The organism is Actinosynnema sp. (assembly GCF_052038725.1).
In genome coordinates, this window is sequence record NZ_JBQGCX010001132.1 from 1 (window position 1) to 5726 (window position 5726).

The 5726-nt window shown below is 77.3% G+C and carries 6 protein-coding genes; 2 read left to right on the forward strand and 4 right to left on the reverse strand.

The features are described 5' to 3' along the window. Positions 1–32 precede the first annotated feature (32 nt). The 3 genes from ACTUAL_RS23865 to ACTUAL_RS23875 all read right to left on the reverse strand — a co-directional run bounded on the left by ACTUAL_RS23865 (position 33) and on the right by ACTUAL_RS23875 (position 2489). Entirely contained in the window at positions 33–953 is a 921-nt protein-coding gene (locus tag ACTUAL_RS23865) for an SDR family NAD(P)-dependent oxidoreductase (RefSeq protein WP_440901818.1), read from the reverse strand. Positions 954–1109: 156 nt separating this feature from the next. After that, positions 1110–1505 carry a hypothetical protein gene (locus ACTUAL_RS23870; protein ID WP_096495849.1) on the reverse strand — a complete coding sequence of 132 codons (396 nt, stop codon included), beginning with the start codon at positions 1503–1505 and terminating at the stop codon, positions 1110–1112. A gap of 63 nt (positions 1506–1568) precedes the next feature. Continuing rightward, positions 1569–2489: a LysR family transcriptional regulator gene (locus ACTUAL_RS23875; RefSeq protein ID WP_440901819.1), complete on the reverse strand. Its 921-nt coding sequence runs from the start codon at positions 2487–2489 to the stop codon at positions 1569–1571. Between the two features lie 88 nt (positions 2490–2577). Between ACTUAL_RS23875 and ACTUAL_RS23880 the strand changes: the two genes are divergently transcribed. Both ACTUAL_RS23880 and ACTUAL_RS23885 read left to right on the forward strand, forming a co-directional pair. Beyond that, the gene (locus tag ACTUAL_RS23880; protein WP_232519989.1) at positions 2578–3414 is read left to right on the forward strand and encodes an alpha/beta fold hydrolase; all 837 of its coding nucleotides are present in this window, start codon (positions 2578–2580) and stop codon (positions 3412–3414) included. Further along, positions 3411–4793: an MFS transporter gene (locus tag ACTUAL_RS23885; RefSeq protein WP_440901820.1), complete on the forward strand. Its 1383-nt coding sequence runs from the start codon at positions 3411–3413 to the stop codon at positions 4791–4793. The genes ACTUAL_RS23880 and ACTUAL_RS23885 overlap by 4 nt, the downstream gene beginning before the upstream one ends. A 6-nt stretch (positions 4794–4799) precedes the next feature. Here the strand turns inward: ACTUAL_RS23885 and ACTUAL_RS23890 are convergent. Next, the coding region (locus ACTUAL_RS23890) for a cation:proton antiporter domain-containing protein (protein WP_440901821.1) at positions 4800–5726 on the reverse strand (927 nt) is incomplete at its 5' end.

Sequence of the window (5726 nt, forward strand, 5' to 3'; positions counted from 1 at the left end):
TAATGCGGTCGACGGTCAGCGCACTATTGCGGTCACCTCGTCAACGCCTCCACCCCGTCCCACAGCGCGCCCGGCCGCTGCGACCGCTCGTACGTGGACCGCAGGTAGTGCAGCGGCCGGACCTCCCGGTCGTGCCACAGCAACCCCGTGCTCCACCCCGGCTCCTTCGCCGCCGCCAGCCACACGACCGTGTCCGCCCCGCGCTCCGGCGAGCGCAGCAGCGGCCTGGTCACCGCGTGGAACCGCGGCAGCGACGTCGCCACCCCGCCCGTGTTCGCCCAACCGGGGTGCGTCGAGTGCACGGCGACGCCATCCAGCCGCTGCGACCACAGCCGCGCCAGCACCACCTGCATCCGCTTGGTGCGCGCGTACCCGGTCGTCGGCCGGTACTCCCCGCGCTCGTACTGCAGGTCGTCCACGACCAGCGGCTGCGCGTACATCCCGCCCGACGCCACCCAGATCACCCGCGCGCCCACCGGCAGCCGGTCGCGCAGCAGGGACGTCAGCAGGTGCGGGCCGAGCACGTGGGTGGCCAGCATCACCTCGTTGCCCTCGGCCGTCTCGGTCCGCGCGGACGGCATCACGCCCGCGTTGTGCACCAGCACGTCCACCCGCCCCAGGCCCGCCGCGAGGTCGCGCACCTCGGACAGCAGGCTCACGTCGCACCGGTCCACGCTCACGTCGGCCCCCGGCACGGCCCGCCTGATCAGCTCGCGCGCCCGCCCGCCGTCACCGCGCACCACCAGCCGCAGCGACGCCCCCAACCGCGCCAACCCCAGCGCGGTGGCGAACCCGAGCCCGGCCTTGGCCCCGGTCACCACGACGACCCGCCCCGCCAGCGCCCCGGCGGGCGCGTCCGGGGGCCACCACGCCCGCCGGACCGCGCACCCCACGCGCGTGTAGCCCAGCAGCGACCGGTCCAGCGCGGTGTCGACGAACCTCTGCCACGACATGCCCCGGATCATCCCGCCCCGCGCGCCCGCGCGCTCGACCGACGGGAGAACCCCGCCGGGAGCGGGAGCTCCACCAGCGGGGTTCGGGGGAAAGCGCCGGGCGGACGAGGCCCGGAAGATGATCGAGGGGGCGCGTGGGCGCCCCCCGCGGTGCTGTCAGGCCGCCAGGCCCCGGCGGCCTCGGACGTGGGCGATGCGGGTCAGCGCGGTCACCTCGGCGTCGATTCCCAGCGCCACCCTCCGGCGCAGGCGGGCCTCCACGAACTCGCCCAGCGGGGTGTCCGGGGCCTTGGCGAACGGCTTGCGGCGCAGGGACTGCACGTCCTGGCCGACCAGGTCCGCGCGCTCGGCGTCCACGGGGCCGAGCGCGCCGCGCAGCACCCGGTCCGCGCTGTGCCGGTGGGCCCGGTGCGCGGTGGCCTTGCGGCGCCGGACGCCGCGGCGCGACGCCTTGTCGTTCTGGCCGTAGGTGTTCCTGCCGTCCTTGGCGTAGCTCAACCGCTTCTTCTCCTGCGGCGTGCGCCTCGGCGGCCTGTTCGTCTTCTGGACCATCACCCCTCCTGTGTCGATGGCGCCGAAACGTAGTCGCCGCCGCTACGCGGAGTACACCGAATTTCACCGGCCCCCCACCCGCGCCAACCGCGCCGCCACGCCGGGGCAGCGCTCGCGCACCACCGCCAGGAACGCCGCCAGCACCGGCGAGTCGTCCCCGGCCCGGAACGACAGCACCAGCTCCGGCAGCTCCACCACCGGCTCCACCGCGCAGAACCACACCCCCGCCCGCTCCGCCACCCGCATCCGCTCCGGCCCCAGCCCCACCCCGACACCGCACGCCGCCATGCCGATGATCGTGTGCACGTCCCGCGCCCGGACCGCCCCCGCCAGCGCCTCCTCGCCGAGCAGCCCGCGCAACCACGCGTCCACCGCGGGCTCCTCCGCCCCCGGCGACACGATCAACCGCTGACGCCGCAACTGCCCCAGCCCCACCGACGCCACCCCCGCCCACGGGTGCCCCGCCCCCACCACGGCCACCAGCGCGTCCCGCCCCACCACCACCGACACCAGGTCCCCGACCCCGCGACCCCTCGGCCGCCCCAGCCCGAACACCACATCCAGCTCACCGGCGACCAGCTCGGCCACCCCCCGCGCGCTCGCGGTCTCCCGCAGCTCCAACCGCACGTCCGCGTGCCGCCGCCCGAACGGCCCCAGCACCCCCGGCAGCGGCTCCAGCAGGGCCGACGCCACGAACCCCAGCCGCAACCGCCCCGTCTCGCCCCGGTCCGCCCGCCCCGCGTCCACCGCCGCCGCGCCCAGCTCCGCCAGCGCCCGCCGCGCCCGCGCCAGGAACGCCTCGCCCGCCGCCGTCGGGAACACCCCGCGCGGCGTCCGGTCGAACAACCGCGCGCCGACCTCCTTCTCCAGCGAGGCGATCTGGCGCGACAGCGGCGGCTGCGCCATGCCGAGGACCCGCGCCGCGCGGCCGAAGTGCTGCTGCTCGGCCAGCGCCAGCGCGTACCTCAGGTGCCGTGCCTCCACCAGAACCCCCCATACCCCGCGGGTATCACCGGACACCGGTTCAGACATGGCGCGGCGCCGCGGCATTCCCGGCTGGTGGGCTGGGCCCGTGACCGAACCGACCACCTTCGTCCTCGTCCACGGCGCCTGGCACGGCGCGGCCCAGTGGGGCCCGACCCGCCGCGCGCTCGCCCGCCTCGGCGCGCACAGCGCCGCCGTCGACCTGCCCGGCCACGGGCTCGGCGCGCCGCTGCCGTCCGGCTACCTGCTCCCCGGACAGCCGGGGCTGACCACCGAACCCTCAGCCGTGGCAGGGCTTTCCGCCCAGGACTCCGCCGACGCGGTGCTCGACGCGCTGGCCGCCGCGCGCCGCCACGGCCGGGTCGTGCTCGTCGCGCACAGCGCGGGCGGCGGACCGGCCTCCCTCGCCGCCGAGCGCGCGCCCGCCCTGGTCGACCGCCTCGTCTACCTCACCGCGTTCGTCCCCGCCCGCCCCCGCTTCACCGACTACACCGCCACGCCCGAGAACGCCGCCGCCCTCTCCGGCGCCCTGCGCGTCGGCGACCCCGACCGGGTCGGCGCGTTCCGCATCAACCCGCTGTCCACCGACAAGTCCTACGTGGACGCGCTGCGCGAGGCGTTCTGCGGCGACCTGGACGAGCGCGAGTTCGGCCCCTGGCGGCTCGCGCTCACCCCGGACGAGCAGCTCGCGTCCCTGCAGGCCCCGGTCCCGGTCACCGCGCGCCGCTGGGGGAGCGTGCCCAGGGCGTTCCTGCGCTGCGCCGACGACCGCGCCCTCACCGCCGCCGCGCAGGACCTGATGATCCGCGAGGCCGACGAGGCGTTCCCCGAGCACCCGTTCGCCGTGCGCACCCTGCCCGGCGGGCACAGCCCGTTCGCCACCCGCCCCGAGGAGCTGGCCCGCCACCTGGTGGACCTGGCGTGAACCCGGAACGGCGGCGACGGGCGCTGCTGCCGGTGGTGCTGTCGGCCACCTTCGCCCAACTGCTGAACGTCACCCTCGTCCAGGTCGCCGCGCCCGCGCTGCGCGCCGACCTGGGCGCGGGTCCGGGCGCCGCGCACCTGGTGCTGGCCGCGTTCACCCTCGGCCACGCCTGCCCGCTCATCGCCTCCGCCAGGCTCGGCGACCGCGTCGGCCACCGCGCGCTGTTCGCCCTCGGCGCCGCCCTGTTCGCCCTGGCCACGGCCGCCTGCGCGGTCGCGCCGTCGACGGGCGCGCTGGTGGCGGCCCGGCACCTGCAGGGCGCGGGCAGCGGGATCGCCGCGCCCCAGGTGTTCTCGCTCATCCGGACCGCCCTGCCCGCCCACCGGCACGGCCGCGCGCTGGCCGCGTTCGGCGCGGTGATCGGCACGGCCTCGGCGATCGGCCCGGTGCTGGGCGGCGCGCTGCTGGCCGCCGACCCGCTCGGACTCGGCTGGCGCGCGCTGTTCCTGGCGCAGCTCCCGGTCGCGCTCGCCACCCTCGCCGGTTCCGCGCTGCTGCCCGAGACCAGGCGGACCCGGAGCGGCAAAACCCAGGCGCCGCAACGGGTCGACGCGCTCGGCGCCGCGCTGGTCGCCGCGTGCTGCGCCGCGCTCGTGCTGCCGCTGGCCGTCGGCCCGGAGGCCGGGTGGCCGCCCTGGGCGTTCGCCTCGCTCGGCGCGGCCGTCCTCCTGGGCGCGGCCTTCCTGCTCTCCCAACGCCTCCGCGCCGACCCGCTGGTGCACCCGGAGGCGCTGCGCCACCGCGCCACCCGCACCGGCGTGCTGGTCGTGCTGGTGTTCAACGCCGGCGTGCCCTCGCTGACCTACCTGGTGCTGCTGCACCTGCAGGAGCAGGGCCGCACGCCGCTGCAGGCCGCGCTGGTCAACACCCCGTACGCGCTCGCCGCCGTCCTCGGCAGCGCGCTCGCCCCCGCGCTGGCCGAGCGCCGCCGCACCACCCCCGCCGCGGCAGCCGCGCTGGCCCTGGTCACCGCCGCCCTCACCGCGCTCCCGCCCGGCCCCGCGCCGCTCGCGCTGGGCGGAGCCGCGTTCGGGCTGGTCACCTCGACGGTGTTCGCGCTGGTGCTCTCCAGGGCCCCGGAACCGGCGGCGGCCTCCGTCGCGGGCCTGCTGCCCACCGCGCAGCAGCTCGGCGGCACGGTCGGCGTCGCGCTCGCCGGGACCGCCCACGCCGCAGGCGGTTTCCCGGCGGCGATGGCCTACGAGGCGCTGGTGTTCGCGCTCGCGGCGGCGGGGGCGTCCCGGCTGGTCACCGCGACGCCCGCCACCGCGACGCCCACCACCGCGGCACCGGGCGCCACAGCACGAGCCGCCCGCTGAGGGGCCTCACTCCAGCTCCTCCTCCAGCGCCGCCGACAACCGCACCTCCTCCACGTCCAACCGGGTCTGCATCCGCAGCAGCACCAGGTCGTCCACCAGCCGCTCGTCCCGCAACCGCACCACCGCCGCCCGCTTGGGTTCCAGCAGCGCCAGGTGCAGCGCCGCGTAGTCGTCGCCCAGCAGCGGGTTCTCCACCGGAGCCCCGTCGACCCCCATGGCCTCCAACGACTCCAGCCGCCGCCGGATCTCCCCGCGCACCCGCTCCACCACGTCCCGCGGCGCGTCCAGCGCCCGCGCCGCCTCGTCCAGCGCCGCCAGCCCGGCCTCGCCGGCGGTGCGCTCGGCCAGCAGCAGCTCGGCGGGCCGCGCCTCGTCCTCACCCAGCCGCGCCCACCGCAGCACCAGCGGCAGGGTGAGGCCCTGCCCGAGCGTGGTCGCCACGATCACCCCGAACGTCACCACCACCAGCAGCTCCCGCTCCGGGAACGCCCCGCCGTCCTGCACGGTCAGCGGCACGGCCAGCGCCGCCGCCAGCGACACCCCGCCCCGGAAACCCGCCCACGCCACCGGCAGCCGCTCCCGGAACCCCATCCGCCGGTCCCGCTGCGCGGGCCTGCGGTCCAGCAGCCGCACCAGGTACGGCACGGTGTTGAAGAACAGCAGCCGCACCCCGATCACCGTCGCCGACACCAGCACGACCGCCAGCAGCGCCCGCCAGGTGCGCGCGTCCGCCACCGCGTCCCGCAGCTGCAGGCCGACCAGCACGAACAGCGCGCCGTTGAGCAGGAACGCGCCCAGCTGCCAGAAGCCGCGCGACTGCAACCGGGTCCTGGCCGAGAACCAGCGCGGCCCGGTCTGGCTCACCAGCAGCCCGCACACCACCGTCGCCAGCACGCCCGACGCGTGGATCTCCTCCGCCAGCAGGAACGCCGT